Consider the following 3,554-nt stretch of genomic DNA (forward strand, 5'->3'; position numbering starts at 1 on the left):
CTCCGTCATAGACGGGGGCGGCGACGCGCGTCCGGGCATCGGCGACGATCACGTCGTCGGCAGGGACGCTCGCCGCGTGGGCACCGGCGAGGACCAAAAGCACGATCAATGCCGCGCCGAGCGCCGCGCTGATGGCGAGGACCGTGCGGTGGGCGATCGCGAACTCGCGCGCCGCCGCCGCGGCGCCCGGCCGCTCGATGATGCTCGTCTCCGGTTCGGTCGCGGGGGTCGCGGGCCGCTCGAGCGTGGGCTCGGTCTTCTCTGTTTCTTCCATGCGTCTCCAATCCTTCACGCACAGTTTCCGACCAAACCGCGCTGGGCGCAATTCCTCACCTGTTTGTTGAAAACCTTGCAACGGGCTCAACGTGACGGGCTCCGCGCAGCCGGCGCCAACAAAGAACGGCCGCCCGCCAAACCTCGTGTTTCTTCCCCGGCGTCAATTGCAGAAATGACGCAGGCCAGGTGGATGGGGTATCCTAACAAGGTTGAATCAAGCGATGCCGGGAGGCTCTGGATGTACCTGAGGATGGACAAGTTCTAGCTGCGTTGCGCCACAGCCTAGTTATGCCTATACCTTATTTATCGAAGGAGCACGTAAATGCCCGAAAAGCTTGAAAAGATTATCGCTGCATACGAGGAGCTCGAGCAGAAGCTCATGGACCCCTCCGTCGCGTCCGACCCCAAGGAGTACGCGCGCCTGGCTAAGGAGCACGCCAGCCAGACCGAGCTCGTCGAGAAGGCCCGCGAGTACCTGAGCGCCCTCGACGACATCGAGGCCGCCAAGGAGATGCTGCACGAGGCCGCCGATGCGGACGAGAAGGCCATGCTCCAGGACGACATCTCCGAGAACGAGGCCAAGATCCCAGCTCTCGAGGACGAGATCAAGATCCTGCTCATCCCTGCCGACCCCAACGACGAGAAGGACACCATCGTCGAGATCCGCGCCGGCGTGGGCGGCGACGAGGCCGGCATCTTCGCGGGCGACCTCTTCAAGATGTACGAGCGCTTCGCCGCGAGCAAGGGCTGGAAGGTCGAGGTTCTCTCCAGCAGCCCGTCCGACGCCGGCGGCTTCAAGACCATCGAGTTCAAGGTCACGGGCGATAAGGTCTACTCCGTGATGAAGTACGAGTCTGGCGTCCACCGCGTCCAGCGCGTCCCCAAGACCGAGAGCCAGGGCCGCATCCAGACCTCCACGGCCACGGTCGCCGTGCTGCCCGAGGCCGACGAGATCGACATCCAGATCGACCAGTCCGACCTGCGCATCGACACCTACTGCGCCTCCGGCCCCGGCGGCCAGTGCGTCAACACCACGTACTCGGCCGTGCGTATCACCCACCTGCCGACGAATACCGTCGTCCAGTCCCAGGACCAGCGCTCGCAGATCCAGAACCGAGAGGTCTGCATGCAGATGCTGCGCGCCCGCCTGTACGAGATGGAGCTCGAGCGCCAGCAGGCCGAGCAGGGTGCCGAGCGCCAGAGCCAGATCGGCCACGGCAACCGCTCGGAGAAGATCCGCACGTATAACCAGCCGCAGGACCGCGTGACCGACCACCGCATCGGCTTCAACAGCACCTACAACGCGGTGCTTTTGGGCAGCGGCCTCTCCGACGTGATCGAGGCCCTCGCCGCCGCCGAGCGCGCCGAGAAGCTCGCCGAGCAGGTCTGATCCTCTTTCCATAGTTCATAGAAGCAAGAAGGGCGGGCGTCTGCGGGCGCCCGCCGCGTTTTAGGGAGAAGCGCCATGGAGCAGGGAACGCAGAAGGTCGAGGACTTCGAGCTGGGCGAGCCGGCGCTCGTGTGCCGCTGGCGGCTCGCCGGCGGGCGCCTGCCGCTCGAGAACCGCCACCTGCGGGCCCTTGGCGCGCGCGTCGTGGTGGGGCGCGCCGTGTCCACGCAGCTCATCAGCTGGGCGAAGCAGCACATCGAGTGGACGCTCGCCGACGGCTCCGCGGCGAACCCCGACGGCGTCCTCATGCTCGTGATGGACGCCGAGGGCCGCGCGGCGATGTCGGTCGGGCCCTACGTGCCTCTTTGCCGCGTCGATGCGGCGGCCCTCGCCGAGCGCGCCGCCTCCGCCGAGCGCGAGGCCGCCGAGACGGGCGTCGCGCCCGAGACCCTGTGGGCCGTGTGCGACGGCGCCCTCGTGTGGGGCGCGCGCGACGGCGCGGCGGCCCACGGCGCGGCGAGCCTCGTCGTCGACCTGGCCCGTACGCTGGGCATCGAGGTCTCGCGCGACGAGGGGCTGTTGAGCTCCGTCGCGGCGGGCGACCTCCCCGAGCAGGTATTCCTTTGTAGCGACGAGCACGGCGTGGTGCCTGCCTCTGACGCCGACGGCGATCTCGTGGAGCGCTTTGCCGCCGGCTACGCCAAGCTCCTCTCCGCAACGAAGTCGCGCTAACTCAGCGCCCACCAACACTGGGTGACAGTCATTGCGTGCAGCATTCTGGGACAGACACCGCGCCAGGGCACTAGGCGAGCTGGAAGCTCCAGGCACTCGCGGCCTCGGAGGCGACGGTCGAGAGGTCCCAGGTCTTTTGGCTCCGGGCCCAGCTGTTCGAGTCGTGCACCACGGCTTTGCCTGCCTCGTCGAGCTTCTCGACAACGATGAAGTGGCCTGAGCTGGTAAAGTGCCCCGGGTTCATGATGCAGATCACCGGTCGGCCGGCCTTGAGCTCGGTGCGCAGCGCGGACTCGCTGGGGGTCAGCTGCTTGCCGTAGAGCCCGAGCTTACCGGCCCCGACCGTCATTAGGGACCAAGAAGTGCCGCTCTGGTCGGTCGAGTACCCGCACTCCGTCGCGAACTCGGCCATCGCGGCGGGGTCCTTGTCGTCCTTGCCGGTGAGGTCGGCGTAGACCATGCTGAGCGCGGTGGGGCCGCACCCCTGGTGGCGCAGGCGGCCGCCGGAGTACGTCTCGTGCGACCACTGTGGGTCGATCTGGTACAGATACGGCATCTGGCCGCGCTCCCACTGGTCGCGCGGCGTGCTCGACGGCTCGACGAGGTCGTGGGCCGTCTCGGTCGCGGCCCCGGCGACGGCCTGCGCGGCGACCTGCGCGCCGGAGGTCGCCGCGGCGTCGAGGGCGGCCTGGCGCTCGCTGAGGATGCACCCGCGGACGTTGAGCACGACGACCAGCGCCGCCGTCGCGCCGGCGAGCGCGAGCGCGCGTTTGGGGTAGCGACGGCACGCGGGCACGGCCCAGCGCACGAAGGCGACGATGCCGTGCCACAGCAGGCGGGCGAGGGCAAGAAGCCCGCGCCCCGCTAAGCAGAGCCCGCGCCAGAGCAGGTGCGCGACCTGACCGGCGACGCTCGCGGCCCCTGCCGCAGCCGCTCCGCGGCCGCGGCGCTCCGGTTTGGCGGGCCTCCTGGTGCCCGTGACAGGCCTCGGCGTGCGATAGGTCTCGACGGGGTCGGGCCCGGCCGCCGCAGCGGCAGCGCGCCTGCCTGCGTCGGCGCGCCCGCCGGCGCCCCGCCCCGCCGGCCCGCGCCCGTCGCGCCCGCCCCATGTGCGGGCTCTGATACACATCTCCGAGCCCACGAGACCCTCCTACCG

The 3,554-nt window shown here is 69.1% G+C and carries 4 protein-coding genes; 2 read left to right on the forward strand and 2 right to left on the reverse strand.

Features of this window, described 5'->3' with window-relative positions:
• A partial coding sequence (locus ACT84W_RS03725; protein WP_444328243.1) for a hypothetical protein occupies positions 1–274 on the reverse strand: 274 nt, incomplete at its 3' end.
• Between the two features lie 324 nt (positions 275–598).
• Between ACT84W_RS03725 and prfA the strand changes: the two genes are divergently transcribed.
• Together prfA and ACT84W_RS03735 are read left to right on the forward strand one after the other, a co-directional pair.
• Positions 599–1,666, forward strand: a complete 1,068-nt coding sequence (prfA, locus tag ACT84W_RS03730; RefSeq protein WP_444328244.1) for a peptide chain release factor 1 — start codon at positions 599–601, stop codon at positions 1,664–1,666.
• 75 nt (positions 1,667–1,741) lie between these two features.
• Positions 1,742–2,398: a hypothetical protein gene (locus tag ACT84W_RS03735; protein WP_444328245.1), complete on the forward strand. Its 657-nt coding sequence runs from the start codon at positions 1,742–1,744 to the stop codon at positions 2,396–2,398.
• A gap of 70 nt (positions 2,399–2,468) precedes the next feature.
• Here the strand turns inward: ACT84W_RS03735 and ACT84W_RS03740 are convergent, their stop codons facing one another.
• The gene (locus ACT84W_RS03740) at positions 2,469–3,539 is read right to left on the reverse strand and encodes a C39 family peptidase (protein WP_444328246.1); all 1,071 of its coding nucleotides are present in this window, start codon (positions 3,537–3,539) and stop codon (positions 2,469–2,471) included.
• Between the last annotated feature and the right edge of the window lie 15 nt (positions 3,540–3,554).

The organism is Paratractidigestivibacter sp. (genome assembly GCF_052362415.1).
GTDB lineage: Bacteria > Actinomycetota > Coriobacteriia > Coriobacteriales > Atopobiaceae > Paratractidigestivibacter.

Coding starts and splice junctions, on each gene's coding strand:
- ACT84W_RS03735 (WP_444328245.1), top strand. CDS start 1,742: ATGGAGCAGGGAACGCAGAAGGTCGAGGACTTCGAGCTGGGCGAGCCG.
- prfA (WP_444328244.1), top strand. CDS start 599: ATGCCCGAAAAGCTTGAAAAGATTATCGCTGCATACGAGGAGCTCGAG.